We start from the raw sequence: 24,993 nt of genomic DNA, 5'->3' as shown, positions 1-24,993 counted from the left end.
GCTTCACACAAAAAAAATAACATTATCACATTAGCTTATTAGCGTTAAAAAATGTACATTTGCGTCCCTTTCGAGAAAAGGGGTATTGCAAAAATTTAATGTATTTAAAAAATGGCAACTAAAATTAGATTACAAAGACACGGTAAAAAAGGAAAACCTTTTTATCACATCGTAGTGGCAGATTCAAGATCTCCAAGAGACGGTAAATTTATTGAGAGATTAGGTTCTTACAATCCAAACACTAACCCCGCAACTATCGAATTAAATTTTGATAAAGCAGTTACTTGGATATCAACTGGAGCAACTCCAACTGATACTGCTAAAACTATACTTTCTTACAAAGGCGTACTTTACAAAAATCACTTAAACGGTGGTATTACAAAAGGAGCTTTAACTCAAGAACAAGCAGATGCTAAATTTGCAACTTGGTTAGAAAGCAAAGAAAGTAAAATACAAGCTAAAAAAGATGGCTTATCTTCAACTAAAGAAGCTGCTAAAAAAGTAGCTTTAGAAGCAGAAACTAAAAAGAAAGAAGCAACTGCAGCGGCAGTAGCTGCTAAAAACACTCCACCAGCTGAAGAGCCAGTGGAAGAAGAAGTTACTGCAGAAGCAACAACTGAAGAGGTTACAGCAGAAGCTACTTCTGAAGAAGCAGCAACAGAGGAAACTCCTGCAGCTGAACAAACTAAAGCAGAGGAAACTCCAACTGCTGAATAGTTTTAAATCATCACAAAAAAGCTCCTTGATAAATTTATCAAGGAGCTTTTTTTATGCATTTAGGTTTTAGATATGGATAAATAAATTATCCTTTGCTTTTCTCACTTTGGTATAATGCTGATAAACATCATCTGCCGCTCTAAAGCCAACAGCAGCAATAGCTACAGCATGTAAGTTTTCAATCTGTAAACCTAAAATCTCATCAAACTTTGCATTATCAAAACCTTCCATTGGGCATGCATCAATTCTATTTAATGCAGCAGTTTCTAACAAAACGCCCAAACCAATATAAGCTTGGCGGCTGTTCCAAACATCTAACTCCTCGGCTGATCTTGAGTTTACAGTCCCTTTCATCACATCCGAAAAACCTTTCAAATCGGCTACCGCAACACCGCGGGTCTCAGCAATATTTGCTATAAAAGAATCGACATGTTTTTCGGAGAAGTTCTTCTCTATTGCAAATACAAAAATGTGTGAAGCATCTGTCAACTGAGCTTGTCCATATGCCGCCGCCTTTAGTTGCTCTTTAACTTTCTGGTCTTCAACTACTATAACTTTATAAGGCTGCAAGCCAAAAGAACTCGGTGCAAGCTGAATCGCTGACAATAATCCATCTAGCTGGTTATCTGTTAATTTTTTGTCGCCGTTAAACGATTTAGTGGCGTATCTCCAATTTAAGGAATCAATAATCTCTTTCATTATTCTATATTTTCAACAAAAATAAATGTTTAAACGTCTAGTTTTTTGTAAATTAAATTAGATGACCTTTTCATGATGGTATGGACCAGCAAAAGTTCCAACCTAATTATCAGCGATAAGTTTCAACGCAGACGCATAACTAACTTATCATTTAAATAAAAAACGAGCTAATAAAAAAATATTCTCATTTTAAAAAGCCTTCTTTTTTACCATAATTATATTCTTTAGGTTTTATGGTTACATAATTGCTTGTATATGTAGGCACAGTACTATCAGAAAATTATGAGTAAGACAATTATTATTTCGAATAGATTACCAGTTAAGATTACTGAAGAGAACAACGAATACCAACTAAAAGTAAGCGAAGGGGGGTTGGCTACCGGTTTAGGCTCTGTATATAAAGAAGGCAACAATATTTGGATTGGTTGGTGTGGATTAGACGTACCAAAATCTGAAGAACCCCGAATTAAAAACAAGCTTGCAAAAGAAAATCTTGCTCCGGTTTTTTTAACCGAAGAAGAAATACACTTATACTACGAAGGATTTTCTAACGAAACGCTTTGGCCAATTTTTCATTACATGAGCACCTATGCGCAATTTGAACAGACTTACTGGGATAGCTATAAGGCCGTTAATGAAAAATTCAAAAATGCAGTTTTAGAATTTGCCGAACCAGATGACGTCATCTGGATTCAAGATTACCAATTACTTCTTTTACCGGGATTGTTGAGAGATGAATTGCCAGATGCAACCATCGGCTTTTTCCAGCACATCCCCTTCCCCTCTTTTGAGCTATTTCGTTTGATCCCTTGGAGATCAGAACTTTTAGAAGGAATGCTTGGTGCCGATTTGATTGGTTTCCATACTTATGATGATGTACGGCATTTCACAAGTTCGGCCACTCGGGTTTTACCGATACAGACGAGTGCAAATATCATCCATAAAGAAGACAGGAATATTGCTATTGATGCTTTCCCAATGGGAATTGATGCCGAAAAATTTAGTGCCTTGCCAAAAACCTCGAAAGTAATGGAGATTATAAATCATTACAATGAAATTCTAGGTGACGTCAAAGTTATTTTATCGATTGATCGATTGGATTATAGCAAAGGGATTTTACAAAGATTAGCGGCCTTTGAGAAGATTTTATTAGAGAACCCAAAATACGTGGAGCAAATTTGCCTGCATATGATTGTGGTACCGTCTCGTGATACCATTCCGCAATACAGCGAGTTGCGTGATAATATTGATAAAATGGTAGGCAACATCAACGCCAGATTCCGTACTACAAGCTGGAACCCTATTCAATATTTTTACAGATCTTTCCCTATTGAAGAGCTTTCTGCGCTTTATAACAAATCACAGATTTGCTTAGTTACGCCCATGCGAGACGGGATGAATTTGGTGAGCAAAGAATATATAGCCAGCAAAACCGACAATAGCGGGGTACTGATTTTAAGCGAGATGGCAGGTGCATCCAAAGAGCTGGTTGAAGCTTTGATTGTTAACCCTAACAATTTAGAAGAGATGAGCCAAGCTATTATTCAGGCATTGGAAATGAGCGAGGAAGAGCAACAGTGCAGAATGACGAGCTTAAAACAAACCGTTACAAAATTTGACATCAAACATTGGGTAAAAGTATTTATGGATCAACTTAAAGAAGCAAAAGAAACAGAAAAATCAAGAAGAGCAAGACATGTAAACAAAAATTTATTAGCTGAATTTAGCACCAAAATGAGAAGCGCTAAAAAAAGAGCATTATTTTTAGATTATGATGGAACGTTGGTGAACTTTAAAGCTAATATTGATGATGCATCGCCAGATCGAGAACTTTATCAGTTGATTAATAAGTTAAGCAACGATGATAGAAACCAAGTAATCATCATTAGTGGTAGAAAGCATGAAACGCTGGAGCAATGGTTTGGACATTTGCCTGCTTTAGACTTGATTGCAGAACACGGTGCTTGGAAAAAATCTGGAACTAACGACTGGGAGGAAACACCAAATCTTTCTGATAAATGGAAAGTAAACGTACGCCCAATGTTAGAATCCTACTCAGACAGAACTCCAGGTAGTTTTATTGAAGAAAAGAGGTATTCATTTGCTTGGCATTACCGAAAAGTGGAAACTGGCTTAGGAGAACTTAGAGCGAATGAGCTGATGAGCAACATGAGATACCTCACCAGAGAAATGGGGCTACAGCTTTTACCCGGGAATAAAGTACTAGAAGTTAAAAATGCAGAAATCAACAAAGGGAAAGCTACTTTAGAATACCTTCACAACAAACAGTTTGATTTCATTATTGCCATGGGCGATGACCATACGGATGAGGATATATTTACTGCCATTAACGATGTTGCAATTACCATTAAGGTTGGCACAAGCATTTCTGAGGCAAATTATTACCTCAGAAATGTGGAAGAAGTAAGAAACTTACTTAATAGTCTCTGAAGATAAGTACAGAGGCTTATTCAATTTATTGGAAATTCTGTAGGCTGCATTCATTAACCCAACATGACTGTATGCCTGCGGAAAATTCCCCCACATACTGCCATCTGTTTCGTCAACATCTTCGCTAAACAGTTTTAAATCATTGGCATAAGGCATCAATTTTTCAAATTCTCGTATTGCATCATCCAATCGCCCTACACAGGCTAAAGCTTCCACATACCAAAATGCACAAATCAAAAATGTAGTTTCGGGTTTACCAAAATCATCAGTATGTACATATCGGTAAAACAAACCGTTTGGTGTTTTAAGTTCTGCCTCTAAAGCGGTCAAATGATCTCGAGCTTTTTGCGAATTAGGGTCAATGTAGTTCATCATAATCAGTTGCAAGGTACTTGCATCTAAATACGGGCTACCAACAGCGTGTGTGTAAACCTTACGGACAGGATCATAACAAGCTTCAATATGTTCCGCAGCCCGTTCCATTAAACCCCTGGCTTTTTCTTCAAGCTCTTTATTATTGATGCTTCTTGCAATTTTAAGCGCTGCGCTACAACCCGCCCATTGAAACAAGTTACTGTAGCAGTGCATATAAGCACTGTTTCTAAATTCCCATATTCCAGCATCTTTTTCATCAATAGTATGCTCAATTCTTTTCAAGGCCATTTCTACTAAATGGGCCGAATCTTTACGTTCTGAAAAAACAAAACGATGATCAGTATATAAAGGTAAAAGAGAAATCAATGCCTGTCCGTAAATATCATTCTGTATATGCTCATAAGCTTGGTTCCCAATTCTCACTGGTCCATTACCTAGGTAGCCCTCTAAATGATCGGCGATTTTTTCTGTTAAATCTTTTTGGCGGGAAATACTGTACAAAGGCTGATAGCGCAAACCTTCTTCAAAAGAAATATCGGTAATGTAATCGAAGTACTTTTCTGTTTCCTCAAAGTGCCCAATGTGGTGCAGTGCGCTAATTACATAATAGGTATCTCTTAACCAACAGTAGCGGTAATCCCAATTTCTACCACTTCCCGGGAACTCTGGCAAACTGGTGGTACTGGCTGCAATGATAGCTCCAGTATCTTCATATTGATGGATTTTTAAAGCCAAAGCTGATCTAATCACAAATTCCTGATTAAAATCACCGATGGATGATCTCTTCACCCAAGTTCGCCAATAAGCGTTGGTTTCCTGCAAAAAGCGTTCTGCGGTAACCTCGGTACCTGCTTCAAGGGGTTCACCGTAAGTTAAAATCGCGTATTTTGTTTCTTTCAGAATAAAATACTGGTTTTCAACAATGTATGAAATCGTTGCATTTGTAGTTAAGCGTAAGTTTTCGCCACAGCCATGAAAGTTAACATGGTTACTTCCTCTTACCGTTTCTAACTCGGTTAAGCCATAGTTATAAACTGGCTTACACACAATTTTAATATGTGGATTACCTTCTAAAGGCTCAATTTTTCTTACAAGCATTAAAGGCTTAAAATATCTATCATATTGCTGAAACCTGGGTGCAAAATCAGTAACTCTGTATTTACCTGTTTCTGTGGTAATTTCTGTGCAAAGAATATTGGTGTTTTCTTGATAGTACTGCTTAGAAGTAAATTCGCCAGATGGTTTGATTGAAAATTCTCCGCCCTTGTTTTCGTCCAACATAGATCCAAAAACAAAAGAGCTATCAAACCTTGGCCAGCAAAGCCATTTAACGTCGGTATTTTTATGAATATGTGCTAAAAAAGAGCAATTACCAATTAATCCTGTCTCATAAACGTGTCGTCCCATAAAATGTAATGTTTGTTATTAACCATGCAAGGTCTATACCTAAATCTCATAAAAAGATTTTTTTCCTGAGATAAGTGTTACCCTTTGCTATTATCAGCACCAAAAAATAACTTATTTATTGCTTCTTCCTTTGCTCCCGACGCTCTATACGACGCTCTTTTGGTGTTTTCTCTGTACTATCTTTCCCAGTATTTTCTCCCTCAAAAACACGCTTTAAAAAACTTTCCTTTTTCTCAACGGAATCTTTGGGCAATACTTTTTTGAAAATATTTAGGTTAAAAAAACCATTATCCTCTTCTTCTGCAAGACTATCGGGCACAAAATCACTTGGCGCAATTTGCCTACGTAAGCTTTCTTTTAACCTCACATTATAGAAACCATAATTACTGCTATCTCTAGCAATGTATCCGTTAATGGCCATTAACTTACCTAACGATGCATAATAACCACTCATAAATGGCTTTAAAGAACCATCATACTGCCATTTGTATAAAGAAGCTTTTGGTTTAGGAACTATACTGGCCAGGTAAATAGATTCTCCCACAGATAACTCTGCCGGCGATTTACCGAAGTAATAATGCGCTGCTTCGCCAATTCCGTAAACGTTATTGCCCCACTCAATAATGTTTAAGTAAACCTCGTACATTCTAGATTTTGAGGTCAGTTTCTGATTTTCTATCAGCCACACAATCAATATCTCCTCAAACTTACGGGCTAGATTTTTTTTACGGTTTAAAAAAACGTTTTTCACCAACTGCATAGATATGGTACTTGCTCCTCTTTTAAAAGATTTTGCTTTAAAGTTGGTTGCAATTGATTTCCGTATGGCTTCCTCTTCAAACCCTTTATGCGAGTAAAAAGTGGGGTCTTCTGAGCTGATCAACGCGTTTTTCATGTTTGGAGATATAGACTGAAGCGATGCGTAGTTTGGGTTAGCCGGACCAACTGTAATGTCTCGCACAGGTTTTCCTTTTTCGTATGGAGTGTATGTAAAGGGATTATTGATTTTCTGGAAATTCACTTTACCGAACTTCATAATCTTAAAATCATCAGCCCCGGTTAAGCCCGAGCTAAATACAACACCATCTGGCTTGGCTTCATCTAAATAAAAATCAAGCATGTAATTTAGCTTTCCATTTACTTTTATACCCTCTAAAGACTCAAATAAACCGATGGGAAAGGCGTCAAAAACGTCTTGTGCAACTTGATCATAAGCGTTAAGCTTTAGCTGGTATATTTTCTTATTACCAAAAGTTATTTTCACGAATGGGCTAACTTGCGCTTTGCCCAAACTAACTACCGAACTACTATCCAAAGCAACGTAATTTGGACCAATAAGCATGATTGCATCTACCGATCCAGATTTCACAATAACATCATTAGGGGCAATTTTCGGATGGTTAATCACCAGGTTTCTTACGTACCAAGTACCATCAATCTCGAACTCCTTCCCCACCCGTTTTGCACCTCTCATAATGGTTCTTACTGTATCAAAACTTACTTTTAAATCGTATTTCTTATCCAAATACGGAACTTTTACAGGTTGATTATCCGCAAAAAACTTTAAATCAAATTGTTGGTTTGAAGGATCTGCGGAGCCCGTTACATGCCATACTGCTTGGTGATCGTTTAATTTGATGGTAGAATTTACTTTTCCGCTTACAATGGTTGCGCTTTCTGCTTTTAAACTAAAATGAGTAGTATCCTGATCATAGCTTATCACAAAGTTTTTGATATCCATATCATCTGGAATTTTATCCAGTGCTTTTTTCAAAAGCTTGTTAGCAAGCTCAGACAAATCGGTTTTAGCATCTTTTTTCACCGAATCCTGCACATCCTTTTTAAACAAAAAATCGTAATTGCTTACACTATCTTTCTTTACTAAGGACAGTAACGCGTTGTGAATCGTTAGTTCTGCAATTTTTACGTTTCCGAACAGCAATGGGAACAACTTTACCCCGATCTTTAAGTCGCCTATTCTAGCTAAACTATCACGGTTTTCTGGAATCACCGTAACATCTTTAAGGTAAACAGACGTTAATCCATCAAACCCATAAGAAGCAATAGCTACATTTAAATTATACTTCACTTTTGCTTTGATGATCCCTTTCTCTACAGCGGACTTCAACAGTCCATCCCTTTTGTTATAGATGACGGAAACACCAACAACCATAATCGCTAAAAAAGCCACAACAGTGATAAGGATTGTTTTTCTATATTTTTTAAAAAAAGACTTTTGGTAGGGCTTGGTCATACAATCAGCTGTTGCTTAAAATTATCGTCAAAGATATTTTATTATTTCTCGGTTTTGTGTCAAAAACAACGCCGAATCCTATATATCATTGTAAGTTTTGTAAATTCGGACATAAATTAAATAAAATGTCGTTTACGAAAGAAAATATATTAGACGCCTTAAAAAATGTAGAGGACCCCGATCTGAAGAAGGATTTGGTGACCTTGAAAATGATTGAGGATTTAACGATTGATGGCAACAAGGTAAGTTTTACGGTGGTACTTACTACACCGGCATGCCCAATGAAGGAAATGCTGGAAAATGCCTGCCGAAACGCAATCAAACATTTTGTAAGTAAGGATGCCGAAATCAGTATTAAAATGAGTAGCCGTGTAACCGCACCGCCACAACAATTGACCGGGAACATCAAAAACATTATTGTGGTAGCATCTGGCAAAGGTGGCGTTGGTAAATCAACCGTTGCCTCGAACCTGGCTCTAGCACTAAATTTAAATGGTGCAAAAGTAGGTTTAATTGATGCAGACATTTACGGCCCGTCGGTGCCAATTATGTTTAATCTACAAGGTGCAAAACCCAAAGCTTCTGAAGTTAACGGTAAAACCCGGATTGAACCTATTGAGCAATACGGTATTAAATTACTTTCCTTAGGTTTTTTTACAGATCCAAACCAACCTGTGCCATGGAGGGGACCAATGGCTTCTACCGCTGTTAAACAACTTTTTAATGATGCAGATTGGGGCGAATTAGACTATTTAGTAGTTGACTTACCTCCGGGTACTGGCGATATACACATTACGGTAGCCCAAAGTTTCCCAATATCTGGGGCAGTGATTGTAACTACGCCACAACAAGTAGCACTTGCAGATGCAAAAAAGGGTATTGGTATGTTTAGGATGGAAGCCATTAATATCCCTATTTTAGGTGTGGTTGAAAACATGTCGTACTTTACACCAGCGGAATTGCCAGATAACAAATATTATATTTTTGGAAAAAACGGTGGTAGAGAACTTGCAGAAATGTACAACGCCCCATTTTTAGGAGAACTGCCTTTGGTGCAAAGCATAAGCCAAGCCGGCGACAGTGGAACGCCTGTGGTTTTACAAGAAGACAATGTAATTGCCGCAGCATTTATGGAATTGGCCCAAAAAGTTGCTCAACAAGTTGCAATTAGAAATAACCAAGCACAAAATAAAAGTGCTGTGTAATTAAAAAGAATAAAATCTGTATTTTTAGGAATAAAATAAAACACGATGAGTGATAAAGAAAATTTATTGGCAAGAGTAGAGGCCGCATTAGATACAATTAGGCCGTACTTAATTGCTGATGCTGGGAATGTTTCTATTTTAGAGATAACAGACGAAAATATTTTAAAAATTAAATTGTTGGGCTCATGTGAATCATGTCCGATGAGTATAATGACGCTAAAAGCAGGAATTGAGCAGGCTGTGCTTAAAGCTGTACCAGAAATTAAATCTGTTGAAGCCATTAACTTAACGCCTATTGATTCGCCAAATGCGGTAATGCCAAACAGCAAATAAGCTTAGCTGATAAAACATTTAGAGAGCCTTTTCGTTAAAAAGAGAAGGCTCTTTTGTTTAACAAAAATTAACAAGATTAAACCAACATGGTATTTTTTTTGATATAAATTAGCGTTGTGAAAAACTTACTGATTATCCTATTACTTACTTTTGGTTTGCAGGCATTTAGCCAGCAGGGTAAACCGCTTGTGCAGTTTTCTGGGGTAGTTTATGATAGAGACAGTAATTCAGTAGTTCCATACGTAACCATTAGAAATTTATCTGAAGAAGGAAAAACATACAGTGCAAACTATAAAGGCTATTTCTCTTTTGTAGTGCATGAAGGTGATAGTTTGGTGTTTAGCTCCGTCGGATATAAAAAACTAAAACTTAATATACCTAAAAATCTTACTGAAAGAAAATTCACCGCATTGATTAAGATCAAAGCCGATAATATTGAACTACCTATGGTTACGGTTTTCCCTTGGGCTAGTGTTGACGAGTTTAAAAAGGACTTTTTAACAATGAAATTTGCAGATGATGATCTGGAAATTGCAATGAAAAACATCTCTAAGGAAAGTCTAAGAGACTTAACCGCTAGCCTACCGCGAGACGGCGGAGAATACAACGGAACTAGTTTTCAAAACAACCACAACACACTCATGAACAGCCACATGGTTCAAACCAATCCACTTTTAAATCCTTTTGCTTGGGGCGCCCTTATTAAACAGATTACTGAGGGTAATAAGTCGAGAGGGAAAGATTAAAAAGCCTCACCCCAGCCCTCTCCGAAGGAGAGGGAGCTACCTGCTAACGGTAATGAATAATGAACCAAATTGACATAAGGAAAGTTCTAATAAACTAACCACCTAAGAACTAACTACCTATGACCAATGAACTAAATTATCGTTTTTTTCTTTGCAGTGGAAATTTCATTTTATAATCCACTTTTACGGCACCTTTAGAAATTGCGTCTAATTTACCTCTAAGCATTGTTTTACGAAGTGGATTGATTCTATCGGTAAATAGTTTACCCTGAATATGATCGTATTCGTGTTGTATAACCCTAGCGGCTAAACCGGTAAAAGCTTCTTTTTTAAGCTCAAAGCTTTCGTCATAGTAACTGATTTTCAAATCTCTATGCCTGCTCACGTTTTCTCTAATATCAGGAATACTCAAACATCCCTCATTAAAATCCCACTTCTCACCGGTCTCTTCATCAATAACTGGGTTTATAAAAACTTTTTTGAAATCTTTCAAACCCTCCTCATCCTCAGCAAATGGAGAAGCATCTACTACAAATAACCTAATAGGTAAACCAACTTGTGGTGCGGCCAAACCTACCCCGCTCGCAGCATACATTGTCTCAAACATATTATCAATCAAGGATTTAAGTTCTTTATAATCTTGATCAATATTATCTGCGACTTTCTTTAAAACAGGATCTCCGTATGCTACTATTGGTAATTTCATTTGGCAAAAATAAACATTTATGTATCTATTTTAATAACATATTAGTATAACAATAAATTAGGTATTGGCTAAAAAGATAATTTCCTTAACTTTAATAAATTTTTATCTTAATGAAAAAAATACTACCTATTCTATCCTTGCTCCTATTGCCTCTAAGTCAGCTTTTTGCGCAATGTACTACACCGGGAAATGTAATCATATCTGGAACTGGTATTGCCAGTGGTGCAAACACTGGCGTTGGCTGTACCGATCGTGTTGTGATTTATACAGCTTCAACATCAACAGGGGCTACAAATTATGTTTGGAATATCACCGGTACTTCCGGTATTACCCAAATATCGCCCACACAATATAGCGTTGTGTTTGAAAATAGCAATGTTACTATTGAGGTTACCCCAATGAATGGTGCGTGTGCAGGAAACAAATCCACTGTGACTATCACAGTTGCTTCAATTCCGAACAGGCCGTCGGTCCAGCAAACTGGCAATAATTTAGACGCTAACGTTACAGCTGCGAAGTACCAATGGTATTTAGGAAACACCCCGATTACTGGAGCCACTTCTAAAACATTTAGTCCGACTACCAACGGCGCATATATTGTTGAAGCTTACAACGCAAGTGGTTGTAGCGTATACTCTTCCCCATTCAACTTTTTTCAAACAGCTATACAAGAGGATGCTATTTTCAACAATTTCAGATTTTATCCAAATCCAGTTGTCAGCAATCTAAATATAGATTTCAGCAAACGTTACGACTTAAGTTTAATCGATTTGCGAGGGCAGCAGGTCATGCACAAGAACGACTTGCAAAACAAACAAGAAATTGACCTATCGTCGTTAAAAAGAGGGCTATATTTAATGAAAATCACCAGCGATGGTAAAACCGCGGTACGGAAGTTGCTTTTAAAGTAATCATAACAATTTTTTAAAAGCCTCGAGAAATTGCTTTTTCGGGGCTTTCTCATTTATAACAAATAGTATGTCCATAAAACCAAACTCAATAGAGACTGTTGAACTAAGAACCCTAAAACCCGAAGATTATATTGATCTAAAATCAGCGATGATTTCTGCCTACTCGGCTATGGGAGAAAGTTTTTGGAGAGAGAAATCAATAGAAAAGTTAATAAACATTTTTCCGGACGGGCAGCTATGTATTGAAGTTAACGGTAAAGTGGTTGCTACAGCTTTGAGTATTGTTGTTGATTTCGATAAATTAGGCGACACACATACTTATGCACAGGCAACGGGCAATTATTCCTTTAGCACCCATACTCACGAGGGCGACGTTTTATATGGAATTGAAGTTTTTGTTCATCCCGATTATCGCGGATTACGCTTAGCCAGAAGACTTTATGACGCCCGTAAATTATTGTGCGAAAACTTAAATCTGAAGTCTATTATCTTAGGTGGAAGAATCCCCAACTTTGAAAAGTTTACCGACCTTACGCCTCGCCAATATATTGACAAGGTGAAGATGAAGGAGATTTACGACCCCACGCTTACTTTCCAGATTTCGAACGATTTCCACGTTAAAAAAATACTAAAAAACTACCTCCCAGAAGACCAGCAGTCTAAAGAGTTCGCCACATTATTAGAGTGGAACAACATATATTACGTTGACGAGAAAAAAGACAACTTACAGAAAAAATCTAAAATAAGAATTGGCTTGGTACAATGGCAAATGCGCTTATTCCCAAGTGTATCAGATTTAATGGAAAGTGCCGAATACTTTGTTGATGCAGTAAGCGATTATTCGTCTGATTTTTGCGTTTTCCCCGAGTTTTTTAATGCGCCTTTAATGGCTGATTATAACCATTTAGGCGAGGCAAAAGCCATTCGAGAACTGGCAAAACATACCGAATACATTAGAAACCGCTTTTGCGAGCTGGCTGTGTCATACAATGTGAACATCATTGCTGGCAGTATGCCTTTGTTAGAGGATGACAAGCTTTATAATGTGTCTTATTTATGTCGTCGCGACGGTAGTTTTGACCGCTCTATTAAAATACATCCAACCCCATCAGAAATACATTCGTGGGGAATGAGCGGTGGAAATGATTTAAAGGTTTTTGATACAGATGCCGGACGAATTGGGATTTTGATCTGTTATGATTCGGAATTCCCAGAATTGGCTAGGATACAAGCATTAGAACAAATGGATATTTTGTTTGTCCCATTTTGGACCGATACACAAAACGCTTATAACCGAGTTAGAATTTGCTCACAAGCTAGAGCCATTGAGAACGAATGTTACGTGGCTATTACTGGCTCTGTAGGTAACTTACCCAAAGTCAATAATATGGATTTACAATATGCGCAATCTGCCATATTCTCTCCGTCTGACTTTGCTTTCCCGTCAAACGCAATTGTTGCAGAAACTACGCCTAACACAGAAAATATTCTGATTGCAGATGTGAATTTGGATTTATTAAAGGAACTACATGAGTTTGGTAGTGTAAGGAATTTGAAAGATCGTAGAACAGATTTTTATAATTTGACGTTAAAGGGTGAGGTTAAATAATGCCAGAAATTTTTGAATGTAATTATTTTTTTGATTTGCATAAATAATTTTAATCGCAGAGAACACGGAGAGCACAGAGCTGGAAGCCAATAAAAACAATAAAGCATTCAAACTCTGTGACCTCTGAGACCTCCGTGGTTAAAACCAACCATCCAAGCCCTCTGTGAATCCCAGTGAAAAAACTCTTTGCTCTGTGTTAAAAACAAATAAATCAGTTTAACTTTACGTTTTTAAATAAGTTTATGAGCATCTCAGAATTATACAGTCTTTATTTAGCACACCCAAAAGTTTGTACCGATACCAGAAACATAACTGCAGGCTGTTTATTCTTTGCGTTGAAGGGCGATAATTTTGATGCAAATGAGTTCGCTTCTGAAGCTTTGGGAAAAGGCGCTGCTTTCGCAGTAATTGATGATGCAAGCTATAAAACGAGTCACCAGTTTATCTTAGTTGAAGCCACTTTAAATACGCTACAAAATCTGGCGAAACATCACAGACAGCAATTAAAAATCCCTTTTATTGGTTTAACCGGAAGCAACGGAAAAACGACCACCAAAGAATTAATAAATAGCGTTCTGAGTGAAACATTCAAAACATCCGCCACCAAAGGAAATTTAAACAATCACATTGGTGTTCCTTTAAGTGTGTTAGAGATTGACAATGACATTCAATTGGCTATCATAGAGATGGGTGCCAACCATCAAAAAGAAATTGAAATGCTTTCGCAGATTTGTCAGCCCGATTTTGGACTGATAACAAACATTGGTAAAGCGCACTTAGAAGGTTTTGGCGGGATTGAAGGTGTAAAAAAAGGTAAAGGAGAATTATATGATTTCCTCCAAGCTCGTGACGGAACTGTTTTCATCAACGAAGATAGTTCGGCTTTGACGGAAATGGCCAGCAAAAGAAGTTTCCAAAAAACAGTTACCTATGGAACTGGAAATATCAGTAAAATTAAAGGAGAATTAATTGATAACAATCCCTGTTTACGGATTAAATGGACTGCAAATAACGAAACTCATGAAGTGCTCTCGCAATTAACGGGCACCTACAACTTCGAGAATATTTTGGCAGCGGTTGCAATTGGTTTAGAATTTGGATTAACGGCAACCCAAATCAACAAAGGTGTTTCAAATTATGCTCCAAAAAATAACCGTTCCCAAATCACAACAACCTCCAAAAATACGGTTATCGGCGACTATTACAATGCCAATCCAAGCAGTATGGTTTTAGCTATTGAGAACATTAGTAAACTAAAAGCTGATAAAAAAGTATTGATTTTAGGCGATATGTTTGAAATTGGAGAAACTGCTGACGCAGAACATTTAAGCGTGTTACAAACAGCAATTTCTTATAATTTTTACCAAGTTATTTTAATTGGAGAAACATTTAAGAAGCAAAGTCCAAACGGGAACACAGTGTTTTTTAAAACTACCCCAGAAGCTACAGAATACCTAAAACAAAATCCAATAAGTGGCGCTTTGGTATTGGTAAAAGGTAGCCGTGGCATGAAATTAGAAACGCTGATGGAGCTACTGTAAGCTACTCTTCCAACAATTTCTCATCAATACTTTTAGTGGTTTTTGCACCTAATTTCTTTAGATTCTCAACCCTACCGACTAGATTTCCATTGCCAACGCTCAGTTTGCCCATCGCATCTTGATATACTTTTTGTGATCTATCTAGATGATCCCCAACTTTTTGTAAATCGCTTACAAAACCAACAAACTTATCATACAACTGACCAGCTTTTGTAGCAATATCTATCGCATTTCGGGTCTGCTGTTCTTGTTTCCAAATAGAAGCTACCGTTTTTAAAGTTGCCAATAAAGTTGATGGCGTTACAATTACAACCCGCTTATTCCAGGCAAAATCAAACAATTCCTGATCGTATTGCACTGCTATCGCAAAGGAAGACTCAATCGGTACAAAAAGCAAAACGAATTCTGGCGAATTAATCTGATACAAATCATGGTAATTTTTAGCACCCAAACCATTTATATGTGCTTTTATTCCAGCAACGTGTTGCTTCACAAAAAGATTACGTTCTTCATCAGTTTCAGAATTCACCAGGCGCTCATAAGCCACTAACGAAACTTTTGAATCTATAACGATATGCTTTTCATCAGGCAAGTTAACAACCACATCTGGCAATAGCCTACTGCCATCCTCTGCCGTATAACTTCCTTGCTTGCTGTAATTTATGTCTTCCAGCAAACCAGAACGTTCCATCAGTTTATCCAAAACCATTTCGCCCCAATTTCCTTGTTTTTTGTTATCTCCCTTCAGTGCTTTTGTGAGGTTATTGGCTTCATCACTAATCTGCTTGTTCAGCTCCATCATTTTTGTGATTTCACCTTTCAAAACATTGCGTTCATCAGATTCTGATTTATAAACTTTCTCCACTTTGTCTTCAAAAGCTTTGATATTTTCTTTTAGTGGATTTAAAAGTAAATCTAAATTTGTGCGGTTAACCTCCGTAAATTCAGCAGATTTCTGCTTTAATATTTCGTTTGCCATCAGTTCAAAATCTTTTGAAAACTTAAGCTGGGTTTCTGCAATAAACTCTTTTTGCAAATCAAAACGCTCTTGCTGTGCTTTTATAGATTCTTGGAGTTTAACCAATTCCTGTTTTTCAAAAGACACTTGCTCTAGCAAACTGGTTTTTTCAATTTCTAGCTTGTTTATCCTTAAGTGCAAACTATTTTCAAGCTCTTGTTTATCTTGTTTAGCGCTCAAAATCTGCTGTTGCGCCACGGCAAGATCTGTTTTAAGGTTCTGATAATCCGTTAAACTAAAGTCAGCATTCGCCTTCGGCTTTTTTAGAAAAACTAAAACTGCTAACAACAAAATCAACACTGCAATTACCACTAAACTCAATTCCATCACCAAAAATTTACCATTAAAAATACCAAGATAGCAAACATCAACAAGCTGTTAATTAACATCTGCTGTTTTTTAAAACAAGTTTTATATTTCAATGTTTTATAGGGGTGAAAACACAGAAGATTATATTAAATGAATTAGATACAGACCGTGTAATTGAAATGGCATGGGAAGATCGCACTCCGTTTGAAGCCATTGAAATTCAGTTTGGTTTAACAGAAAAAGACGTGATAAACCTTATGCGTCGTCAACTCAAACTAAAAAGTTTTAAGCTATGGCGTGAAAGAGCACAGCGGATTTCTCATAAACATGTAAAAAAACGAAATCCGGAAATGTTGGGATTCAAGTGTAAAGAACAAAGGCAAATCACTTTAAACAAAATATCTAAACGATAAAAGGAAAACCTGCAAACAATTAATGTCGTTAGTTAAAATAATTATCGCTAATTTTTAAAACAAAAAGATCACATTTTAAGTTGACATAGCAATGAAACAAAAAATATCTGTTTTTAGAAAAGAGCATTTTAATGCGGCACACCGGTTAAACAATCCAAATTGGAGCGAAGAAAAAAACAAAGCCTTTTTTGGCAAATGCAACAACCCAAGCTATCATGGTCATAACTACGATTTAATTTTAAAAGTTACTGGTTATGTAGATGAAGAGTCGGGTTACTTGTTTGATATGAAATTATTATCAGATCTGTTGAAAGAACATGTAATTGACAAGTTTGATCATCGAAATTTAAATTTAGACACACAAGAATTTAAGAATTTAAACCCTACGGCAGAAAACATTGCAATGATTATTTATGATTTAATTAGGCCGCACATTGCAACAGATTTAGACCTAAAAGTAATATTATATGAAACTGAACGAAACTATGTCGAATATCCAGCTTAGTAACTTCTCTGAAGAAGACATACTGATTGATGTAATGGGCGATGACCATGTGGGCACATCGTATGACACGCCTATGCGCAAAGATGCTTTTGATTTAAGTGATGACGAGAAAATCGCAAAAATTGAATCTCATTTTAGAAGTATTATGGACATCATGGGTTTAGATTTAACCGATGACAGCTTAAAAGGAACACCTAAACGGGTTGCAAAAATGTACATCAAAGAAATTTTTAGAGGGTTAAATCCTAAAAACAAACCTGATGTAAAGCTTTTCGAAAATAAATATAAATACAACCAAATGCTGGTTGAAAAAGACATCACGCTTTTTAGCAATTGCGAACATCATTTTGTCCCCATTATTGGCAAAGCACATGTGGCCTATATCAGCAACGGAACAGTTATTGGCTTATCAAAACTGAATAGAATTGTGCAGTATTACTCACAACGTCCGCAAGTTCAAGAACGTTTGAACATACAGATTGCTAATGAAATAAAAAAAGCTTTAAATACCGAGGATGTGGCTGTGGTAATTGAGGCTTCTCATTTATGTGTATCATCCCGTGGCATTAAAGACACCACAAGTTCAACCGTAACGGCCGAATATTCGGGTAAGTTTTTGGAAGACGCCACAAGAAACGAATTTTTAAAATACATCGGTTAGTATGAACTATTTGGTAATCGGCGGAAGCTCGGGAATTGGATTGGCACTAGTTAAAAAATTGGCAGAAGCTGGACATCAGGTATGGTCGGCCTCTAGGCAGAAAGGTGAAATTCCAGCGAGTGTGAATTACATTGAGCTAGATGTTACTGCCGATGAAAATCAATTAAAATCACAGATTCCGGATGTTTTGGATGGTTTGGCATATTGCCCTGGAACAATAAATTTAAAGCCTTTTACCCGTTTAACCGAAGCTGATTTCTTGGCCGACTTTAATGTGAACGTTTTAGGAGCGGTAAAAACAATTCAAACTTGTTTGCTGGCGCTTAAAAAATCAGAAACCGCTTCAATTTTGATGTTCAGTACGGTTGCCGTACAAACCGGGATGAATTTCCACTCCAGCATTGCTGCATCAAAAGGCGCCATCGAGGGCTTAACAAAATCTTTGGCTGCCGAGTTTGCTTCCAGCAAAATTAGGGTAAATACGCTCGCACCTTCTTTAACAGATACGCCTTTAGCTCACAACCTAATTTCCACGCCTGAGAAAAAGGAAGCATCAGATAAGCGACATCCTTTAGGCAGAATTGGCAATCCTAACGAACTGGCGGATGCTGCATTTTTTCTGCTTTCGGAAAATAGCTCATGGATAACGGGACAGATTTTAGGAATCGACGGGGGAATGTCATCGGTTAGGAATTTATAAAGACGTCATCTCTTTTTTGACCGAAATAAGATATTATTTTCTAAAAACATACTTGCTTTTTAAGCGTTAATAAAGGAAGATTAGTAATTAATAATTAGGGCGTTCTGGCGGGCTTTACGTTGCAATCTTTTCTACTATTCTTCGCCTAAAGCTCAGAATTGAAGAAAAGGATTTCCACTGCACTCCCTAACGCAAAAAACTCTCGTAAAAATGGCTACAAAAGAAAAAATACAAAGCGCTTATATTGATTACGTTTTAAGCGAAGGCAAAAAACCTAATTCGGTTTTTACATTTGCCAAAAAAAACAAATTCCCCGAAGAAGAATTTTATAAATACTTTGGTTCTTTTGATGCAATTGACGCCGAAGTTTGGTCGAGCTTGTTTATCACCACCATTAGCGAAGTTAAAACGCAAGAAATTTGGGGTACGTATAGCGTTAGAGAGAAGGCCTTATCTTTTTATTACACTTTTTTCGAACTCTTAAAAAGCAAAAGAAGCTTTGTGAATTACAGTATGGATAATTTCAAAAAAGGATTAAAAACGCCAGCTCAGCTAAAACAAAGCAAAGAGATTTTTGAAGAATTCAGCAAAGAACTCATCAGCGAAGGCTTAGAAAGTGGCGAAATAAACGAGCGAAAATTTGTGAGCGACAGGTATAAAGATGCTTTGTGGTTACAATTGGCTTTTCTGTTAAACTTTTGGCTTAAAGATTACTCCGCCGGATTTGAAAAAACAGATGAAGCGATAGAAAAAGGAATTAACGTTACTTTCGACTTATTTCAACGCAGTCCGATTGATAATTTATTGGATTATGGCAAGTTTTTAGCGCAGAACGCAGGATTTAAAATGGGGTTTTAGTTGAGAAGCAAGAATTAAGTAGCAAGAATCAAGACACTTATATAATGGAAAAAACTGATTCGTTATCTGGTTCCTTATTCTGAGTTTTTGACTCTACATATCCATACCCAACACCAATTTACATCTCGAAATTCATCATCGTAAAGGTCTTTTGACTTTTTACTTTCTACTTTTTACTTTAACAAACATGAAAGAACAAAACAGTATTCCAGCAAGTAAAGTAGCCCGTTCTGCAAAGTTTGTGGGTACAGGTTTTAAAATCGGCGGAAACTACATCAAACATTATTCGAAAAAAATATTCAATCCAGAGCTGAGCAGAGATGAGTTGAATGAAGATAATGCAACAGATATTTATAGTTCGTTAAGCGAGTTGAAAGGCAGTGCTTTAAAAGTTGCACAAATGCTGAGCATGGACAAAAACATTTTGCCAAAAGCTTATGTCGATAAATTTTCCATGTCGCAATATAATGCTCCGCCTTTAAGCGGACCGCTTATTATGCAAACGTTCAGAAAAAACTTTGGAAAAACACCAGATAAAATTTTCGACAAATTTGATCTACAATCTACCAACGCCGCATCAATTGGACAGGTACATAAAGCCGAATTAAATGGCGAAAAACTAGCGGTAAAAATCCAGTATCCAGGCGTAGGCGATTCTATATCTTCTGATTTAAAAATGGTGAAACCTTTTGCATTTAGATTGCTTGGCATGAGCGAAAAGGAATTGGAAGTTTACATGAAAGAAGTAGAAGAACGTTTGGTAGAAGAAACCGACTACGAACTAGAAGTAGAAAATTCTCTTAAAATATCTGCAGCTTGCGCCAACATTCCAAATTTGGTTTTCCCAACTTATTATAAAGAGCTTTCTGGTCCTCGTGTAATTACCATGAGCTGGTTAAATGGCTTACATTTAAAAGAATTTTTAGCTACAAATCCTTCTCAAGAAACCCGAAATACCATTGGACAAGCCTTGTGGGATTTTTACAATTTCCAACAACATGAACTTCGGGCGGTACACGCTGATCCACACCCAGGTAACTTTCTAATAACTCCTGAAGGCAAACTGGGAATTATTGATTTTGGATGCATTAAAGAATTACCAGACAGCTTTTATTATCCTTTTTTCTCCACCACGTCAACAGATTTGATGAACGATAAAGAAGAAACAATCAAAGCTTTTAGGGCGTTGGAAATGATTTTACCGAAGGATAATGAGGCGCAGATTGAATTTTACCACCAAACTTACAAGGAAATGATTACTTTATTTGCACAACCTTATATTAAAGGTGAGTTTGATTTTAGCAAACCGGAATTTTTTGAAGGTCTTTATTCATTTGGAGAAAAAATAGCCAGAATGCCAGAGTTTAAGCAAGCCCGTGGCGTTAAACATTTTATTTACGTTAATCGTACTAACTTTGGGTTATATAACATTTTGCATGAATTGGGTGCTACAGTAAAAACGGACACCTATAAACCGCATATAAAAAGCAGTTTTTAAACATGAAAATAATCATTGAAAATGCCTAAGCCAAATGTGCTAGAAAAGCTAAAAAATTCGATTTTTATCGACGTAGATTTTTCGGGGCTTAAGGTTAATAACGAGAGTAAAGAATACAGTGCCTGCTGTTTTAAAATCAAAGAACAAACAATAGAATTTAGAACTTCGAAAATTACCCCTAAAAAAGTTGGTCAATTTGTAGCAATCTGGAAAAGAAATGCTGAAGGGATTACGCAACCTTTCGATGAAAAAGACAATTTCGACTATTTCATCATCGCCTGCGAAACCGAAAAAAGATTTGGAGCTTTCGTATTCCCTAAATCGGTATTAGTCGAAAAGAAAATTATAGCCATAAACGGTTTTGGTGGTAAAAGAGGTATTCGGGTTTATCCAACTTGGGACGTTGCAAACAATCCACAATCAAAAAAAACACAAGCATGGCAATGCCAATACTTTATGGAACAACCAAGCCCAAACTACTTCCGCTGAATACCTTGAGTATCGATTAAGTAAACCAAAGCAGCCATAGCGCCTGCTCCTAATGCCAGTTCTCTTTTATTCACGTTCTCAAATACATCTTTTGCACTATGGTGGATATCAAAATAACGTTGAGAATCTGCTCTAAAACCAATTAAAACCGCTGTATTCAGTTTCCGAAGATGTGCTACATCTGCACCGCTCCCGCCAGCTTTTAGCTGGTCTGCTAAGTAAGGTTCTAATAGTTGTTTCCAGTTTTCTTTTACATAAACCAATCCCTCCTTAGAAATATCCTGAAAAGTAAATCCGCGAGGTGTAAAACCTCCCCCATCTGATTCAATCGCTGCAATATGTATTTCCTTATTTGCTTGCGCTTCGTCGGCATATTTTGCACCACCACGACCACCATTTTCTTCGTTCATAAACATTACCGCCCTAACACTATGTTTTGGTCTGATGTTTAGCGCTTTATAAATTCGTAAAACTTCTACTGCTTGCACTACTCCTGTACCATCATCATGTGCACCTTCTGCTAAGTCCCAAGAATCTAAATGCCCACCCACGGTAATAAACTCATTGGGTTTCTCAGAACCTGTAATCTCTCCAACCACATTATAAGATTTAACGTCTGGCAAAAGTTCACAGTTCTGTTTGAAATAAAATTCTACTTCGGGTAATTTACGCTGTTTTAATAGTGCACTTAACTGATTTGCACCATTGGTTGATATCGCCGCAGCCGGAATTTTAATATCTCCATCAGTAAAGCCGGTAGTTCCTGTATGTGGATAATCGTCCAAGCTTTCTGTTAAAGACCTCACAATAACCCCAACAGCACCTAATTTAGCAGCCAAAACTGGTCCCGAAAACCGTTGATCTCCTGCAGTTCCATAAGCGTTTCCTGTTTCTATAAAACGTGGATCAAATGACCTGTTAAAAAAAACTATTTTACCAGCAACGGCTTTACTGCCTAATTCCTTTAATTCATCTAAACTTCTAACTTCAATTATTTTTGCTTGCACACCATTTTTCGGTGTTCCTGGAGACATTCCTAATGCAGAGATCGGCACATTAATGATTTTTTTACCATCAATAATTCTGGCTACTTCCTTTTCTCCACGTACCCAATGTGGCACCATACATTCTTGCAAATACACTTTATCAAAACCGTATTTAGTCATTAAATCTTTGCCCCACTCTACCGATTTTTGTGCTTGCGGAGAACCACTTAATCGGGGTCCAATTTGCTTACACAGGTATCTTAAGTTTTCGTACGCTTGGCCATTAACCAGTGCTTCATCGTATATTTTTCTAATGATTAACGAATCCTGAGCCTGGGAAACTAACCCTAAACAAGCAAACAAAACGAGTAAAAAAATAGATTTAAGTGTTTTCATGGTATGTGATTTTCAATAAATGTAATTGTATTTCTGTGCTTTTTTATAATTATTTCACAGAATCCCAAATCATCCAACGTATTATTCGGTAGAATTTATTTAAGAGATTTTGTTGAGCATAATTCCCGTTTCAGATTTTAGTAAAATGGCTTTTAAAACTTGGTTTTCTGGCTTCGCTAAATCAGGATCAGTTTCAAATATTTCAATTACTGTTTTTCTGGCTTCTGCTAAAATATTTTGATCGGTTGTTAAATCAGCCAATTTTAATTCCATTACCCCGCTTTGCTGTTTGCCCTCTATATTTCCGGGTCCGCGTAACTGTAAATCAATCTCGGCAATCTCAAAACCATCATTACTTTTAACCATTGTTTCCAGGCGCACTCTCCCGTCCTTACTCAACTTATCGCCCGACATTAATATGCAATAAGATTGTTCCGCTCCTCGCCCAACACGCCCTCTTAACTGATGCAATTGCGACAAACCGAAACGCTCAGCATTTTCAATAATCATTACCGATGCATTTGGAACATTTACGCCAACTTCGATTACTGTGGTTGCCACCATAATCTGTGTTTCACCTTTTACAAAACGTTGCATCTCAAACTCCTTTTCTTTTGCTTTTAGCTGTCCATGAACAATGCTGATTCTATATTCAGGCAAAGGAAATTCTCGACTCATGGTATCTACACCATCCATTAAATTCTTCAAATCAAGCTTTGCACTTTCCTGGATCAACGGATAAACAATATAAATCTGGCGCCCTTTAGCAATCTCTTGCTTCATAAACCCGAACATTCTTAAACGTTGACTTTCGTATAAATGACGAGTCTCTATCGGCTTTCTTCCTGCGGGCAATTCATCAATCATGGAAACATCTAAATCGCCGTAGAGTGTCATAGCAAGCGTTCGTGGGATAGGTGTTGCCGTCATTACCAAAATATGAGGCGGAATTACGTTTTTTCGCCAAAGTTTCGCTCTTTGCTCCACACCAAAACGATGCTGTTCATCAATTACGGCAAAACCTAAATTTTTGAACTTTACGGGATCTTCAATCAACGCATGCGTTCCTATCAAAATAGAGAGCTTTCCACTTTCTAAATCTTCCGCAATAATTCTGCGTTGCTTTGTTTTGCTCGAACCCGTCAACAATGCGATTGACACAAATTCGTCTTTTAACAACTCTTTTAGCGAATGGTAATGTTGTGTAGCTAAAATCTCTGTTGGCGCCATTAAACAAGCTTGATAGCCGTTATCTACTGCCAAAAGCATCGTCATTAATGCGACAACTGTTTTCCCCGAGCCAACATCACCCTGTACCAATCGGTTCATCTGGATACCCTTTTGCGTATCCATCCTAATTTCTTTAATAACCCTTTTTTGGGCATTTGTTAATGAAAAAGGGAGTAAGTGCTCATAGAAATAGTTAAACTTATCGCCAACGTTTTCAAAAACGTTTCCTTTAAATTTTTGAGTTCTAATCATTTTGGATTTTAACATCCTAAACTGAATCAAAAATAATTCTTCGAATTTCAAGGTATTTTGTGCAGCTCGTAAATCATCCGCATTTGCTGGAAAATGAATATTGTATATCGCTTTTGCTCTCGCCAGAAGCTTGTATTTTTGAGTAATGTAAAGAGGTAACACTTCTTCAATATCCTGCAGACAAACATCTAAAGCGTTTGCTGTTATTTTCTGGATACCTTTGGCATCTAAACTATATTGCTTTAGCTTTTCTGTTGAGGAATAAACCGGTTGTAATTTTAGATTCCCGCGGTTTAAAGCATTTTTATTATACACTTCAATTTCTGGATGCGCCATCTGCGCTTTCCCATTAAAAAAGGTAACCTTACCAAAAATAATGTAAACTTGATTGAGCGCTAAGTTTTTTTGCACCCATGTAATGCCCTGAAACCATACCAGCTCAATTTCTCCTGTATCGTCAATAGCTTGGGCAACCAATCTTTTTGTTCGCTTTTCTCCGATAACTTCGAGTGATCTTAATCTCACTAAAATCTGAATGTAAGGCAGGTCTGCGTTTACATCCTTAATCTTATAAAACTGCGTTCTATCAATGTATCTGAATGGATAATAGCTTAGTAAATCGCGGTAGCTAAAAACAGCAATTTCCTTCTTCAGAATTTCTGCTCTTTGCGGACCTACTCCTTTTAAATAGGCTATTGGCGTATCTAATACAGATTGATTCAAT

22 protein-coding genes are annotated in these 24,993 nt (G+C 37.0%); 15 read left to right on the top strand and 7 right to left on the bottom strand.

Annotation, left to right across the window (positions count from 1 at the left end; translation table 11 throughout):
• Positions 1 to 111: 111 nt before the first annotated feature.
• The gene (locus tag B176_RS0103955) at positions 112 to 717 is read left to right on the top strand and encodes a 30S ribosomal protein S16 (RefSeq protein WP_017257479.1); all 606 of its coding nucleotides are present in this window, start codon (positions 112 to 114) and stop codon (positions 715 to 717) included.
• 66 nt (positions 718 to 783) lie between these two features.
• Here B176_RS0103955 and B176_RS0103950 read toward each other — a convergent pair whose 3' ends face one another.
• Positions 784 to 1,416: an NAD(P)H-dependent oxidoreductase gene (locus B176_RS0103950; protein WP_017257478.1), complete on the bottom strand. Its 633-nt coding sequence runs from the start codon at positions 1,414 to 1,416 to the stop codon at positions 784 to 786.
• Between the two features lie 282 nt (positions 1,417 to 1,698).
• On the opposite strand from B176_RS0103950, the gene B176_RS0103945 reads away from it, so the two are divergent.
• The gene (locus tag B176_RS0103945; protein ID WP_017257477.1) at positions 1,699 to 3,867 is read left to right on the top strand and encodes a bifunctional alpha,alpha-trehalose-phosphate synthase (UDP-forming)/trehalose-phosphatase; all 2,169 of its coding nucleotides are present in this window, start codon (positions 1,699 to 1,701) and stop codon (positions 3,865 to 3,867) included.
• On the opposite strand, the gene B176_RS0103940 is transcribed toward B176_RS0103945, so the two are convergent.
• Positions 3,850 to 5,649 carry a glycoside hydrolase family 15 protein gene (locus B176_RS0103940; RefSeq protein WP_017257476.1) on the bottom strand — a complete coding sequence of 600 codons (1,800 nt, stop codon included), beginning with the start codon at positions 5,647 to 5,649 and terminating at the stop codon, positions 3,850 to 3,852. The two genes, B176_RS0103945 and B176_RS0103940, sit on opposite strands and share 18 nt — an antisense overlap.
• A 115-nt stretch (positions 5,650 to 5,764) precedes the next feature.
• Positions 5,765 to 7,903 carry a transglycosylase domain-containing protein gene (locus B176_RS0103935; RefSeq protein ID WP_017257475.1) on the bottom strand — a complete coding sequence of 713 codons (2,139 nt, stop codon included), beginning with the start codon at positions 7,901 to 7,903 and terminating at the stop codon, positions 5,765 to 5,767.
• 125 nt (positions 7,904 to 8,028) lie between these two features.
• Between B176_RS0103935 and B176_RS0103930 the strand changes: the two genes are divergently transcribed.
• The 3 genes from B176_RS0103930 (at position 8,029) to B176_RS0103920 (ending at position 10,187) form a co-directional block, all read left to right on the top strand.
• The gene (locus B176_RS0103930) at positions 8,029 to 9,108 is read left to right on the top strand and encodes an Mrp/NBP35 family ATP-binding protein (protein ID WP_017257474.1); all 1,080 of its coding nucleotides are present in this window, start codon (positions 8,029 to 8,031) and stop codon (positions 9,106 to 9,108) included.
• Between the two features lie 45 nt (positions 9,109 to 9,153).
• Positions 9,154 to 9,441: a NifU family protein gene (locus B176_RS0103925; protein WP_017257473.1), complete on the top strand. Its 288-nt coding sequence runs from the start codon at positions 9,154 to 9,156 to the stop codon at positions 9,439 to 9,441.
• Between the two features lie 116 nt (positions 9,442 to 9,557).
• Positions 9,558 to 10,187 (top strand): carboxypeptidase-like regulatory domain-containing protein, encoded by a 630-nt coding sequence (locus tag B176_RS0103920; RefSeq protein WP_017257472.1) that lies wholly within the window; start codon positions 9,558 to 9,560, stop codon positions 10,185 to 10,187.
• A gap of 136 nt (positions 10,188 to 10,323) precedes the next feature.
• On the opposite strand, the gene def is transcribed toward B176_RS0103920, so the two are convergent.
• On the bottom strand, positions 10,324 to 10,893 hold the full coding sequence (def, locus tag B176_RS0103915) for a peptide deformylase (protein WP_017257471.1): 570 nt from the start codon (positions 10,891 to 10,893) through the stop codon (positions 10,324 to 10,326).
• A gap of 110 nt (positions 10,894 to 11,003) precedes the next feature.
• Here def and B176_RS0103910 point away from each other — a divergent pair, with 110 nt between their 5' ends.
• From B176_RS0103910 to B176_RS0103900, 3 genes are all read left to right on the top strand, one after another.
• Positions 11,004 to 11,804, top strand: a complete 801-nt coding sequence (locus B176_RS0103910) for a T9SS type A sorting domain-containing protein (protein ID WP_017257470.1) — start codon at positions 11,004 to 11,006, stop codon at positions 11,802 to 11,804.
• Positions 11,805 to 11,871: 67 nt separating this feature from the next.
• Complete coding sequence (locus tag B176_RS0103905) at positions 11,872 to 13,413, top strand: bifunctional GNAT family N-acetyltransferase/carbon-nitrogen hydrolase family protein (protein ID WP_017257469.1); 1,542 nt, start codon at positions 11,872 to 11,874, stop codon at positions 13,411 to 13,413.
• A 242-nt stretch (positions 13,414 to 13,655) separates the two neighbouring features.
• Positions 13,656 to 14,954 carry a UDP-N-acetylmuramoyl-tripeptide--D-alanyl-D-alanine ligase gene (locus B176_RS0103900; RefSeq protein WP_017257468.1) on the top strand — a complete coding sequence of 433 codons (1,299 nt, stop codon included), beginning with the start codon at positions 13,656 to 13,658 and terminating at the stop codon, positions 14,952 to 14,954.
• Position 14,955: 1 nt separating this feature from the next.
• Here the strand turns inward: B176_RS0103900 and B176_RS0103895 are convergent, their stop codons facing one another.
• Positions 14,956 to 16,299, bottom strand: a complete 1,344-nt coding sequence (locus tag B176_RS0103895) for a DNA recombination protein RmuC (RefSeq protein WP_017257467.1) — start codon at positions 16,297 to 16,299, stop codon at positions 14,956 to 14,958.
• Between the two features lie 107 nt (positions 16,300 to 16,406).
• Between B176_RS0103895 and B176_RS0103885 the strand changes: the two genes are divergently transcribed.
• From B176_RS0103885 to B176_RS0103855, 7 genes are all read left to right on the top strand, one after another.
• Positions 16,407 to 16,694 carry a TIGR03643 family protein gene (locus B176_RS0103885; protein ID WP_017257465.1) on the top strand — a complete coding sequence of 96 codons (288 nt, stop codon included), beginning with the start codon at positions 16,407 to 16,409 and terminating at the stop codon, positions 16,692 to 16,694.
• 91 nt (positions 16,695 to 16,785) lie between these two features.
• Entirely contained in the window at positions 16,786 to 17,199 is a 414-nt protein-coding gene (locus B176_RS0103880; RefSeq protein WP_017257464.1) for a 6-pyruvoyl trahydropterin synthase family protein, read from the top strand.
• Positions 17,162 to 17,860, top strand: a complete 699-nt coding sequence (folE, locus tag B176_RS0103875) for a GTP cyclohydrolase I FolE (RefSeq protein ID WP_017257463.1) — start codon at positions 17,162 to 17,164, stop codon at positions 17,858 to 17,860. The genes B176_RS0103880 and folE overlap by 38 nt, the downstream gene beginning before the upstream one ends.
• A 1-nt stretch (position 17,861) precedes the next feature.
• Entirely contained in the window at positions 17,862 to 18,560 is a 699-nt protein-coding gene (locus B176_RS0103870) for an SDR family NAD(P)-dependent oxidoreductase (RefSeq protein WP_017257462.1), read from the top strand.
• A 210-nt stretch (positions 18,561 to 18,770) separates the two neighbouring features.
• Positions 18,771 to 19,418, top strand: coding sequence for a TetR family transcriptional regulator C-terminal domain-containing protein (locus tag B176_RS0103865; RefSeq protein ID WP_017257461.1), 648 nt, complete (start codon positions 18,771 to 18,773; stop codon positions 19,416 to 19,418).
• Between the two features lie 187 nt (positions 19,419 to 19,605).
• Entirely contained in the window at positions 19,606 to 20,916 is a 1,311-nt protein-coding gene (locus tag B176_RS0103860) for an ABC1 kinase family protein (RefSeq protein ID WP_017257460.1), read from the top strand.
• 21 nt (positions 20,917 to 20,937) lie between these two features.
• Positions 20,938 to 21,405 (top strand): MepB family protein, encoded by a 468-nt coding sequence (locus B176_RS0103855; RefSeq protein ID WP_017257459.1) that lies wholly within the window; start codon positions 20,938 to 20,940, stop codon positions 21,403 to 21,405.
• Here the strand turns inward: B176_RS0103855 and B176_RS0103850 are convergent.
• Together B176_RS0103850 and recG are read right to left on the bottom strand one after the other, a co-directional pair.
• Positions 21,393 to 22,787, bottom strand: a complete 1,395-nt coding sequence (locus tag B176_RS0103850; RefSeq protein ID WP_017257458.1) for a M20/M25/M40 family metallo-hydrolase — start codon at positions 22,785 to 22,787, stop codon at positions 21,393 to 21,395. The genes B176_RS0103855 and B176_RS0103850 overlap by 13 nt on opposite strands.
• Before the next feature lie 99 nt (positions 22,788 to 22,886).
• Positions 22,887 to 24,992, bottom strand: a complete 2,106-nt coding sequence (gene recG / locus B176_RS0103845; RefSeq protein ID WP_017257457.1) for an ATP-dependent DNA helicase RecG — start codon at positions 24,990 to 24,992, stop codon at positions 22,887 to 22,889.
• Position 24,993: the final 1 nt, after the last annotated feature.

It is taken from the genome of Pedobacter arcticus A12, assembly GCF_000302595.1.
Taxonomy (GTDB): domain Bacteria; phylum Bacteroidota; class Bacteroidia; order Sphingobacteriales; family Sphingobacteriaceae; genus Pseudopedobacter; species Pseudopedobacter arcticus.
Note: the sequence above shows the minus strand (reverse complement) of the source record. Positions and strands in the feature narration are given on the sequence as shown.